At 51.7% G+C, this 269-nt stretch carries 1 protein-coding gene; it reads left to right on the forward strand.

The features are described from left to right. On the forward strand, positions 1–269 hold a 269-nt coding region (locus tag ABD014_RS16675; RefSeq protein ID WP_343863209.1), incomplete at both ends, for a glycoside hydrolase family 3 N-terminal domain-containing protein.

Genomic DNA, 269 nt, shown 5'->3' on the forward strand with positions numbered 1-269 from the left:
GAAGGCGCAGGCGAGGATCCTTACCTAGGATCGCTAATTGCCGCCGCGCAGGTTCGAGGGTTTCAAGGGGATACATTATTCAGTGAAGAGACGATCATTGCCTGCTTGAAGCATTTCATCGCTTACGGCGCAGCTGAGGCAGGCCGTGACTATAATACTGTTGACATTTCTGAAGGTACATTACGCAACGTCTACCTACCACCGTTCAAGGCTGGGATTGATGCGGGGGCAGGGTCCGTCATGAATTCGTTCAATGTGTATCAAGGCGT

Origin of the sequence: Paenibacillus motobuensis, from assembly GCF_039521865.1 — a bacterium.
Lineage (GTDB): Bacteria > Bacillota > Bacilli > Paenibacillales > Paenibacillaceae > Fontibacillus > Fontibacillus motobuensis.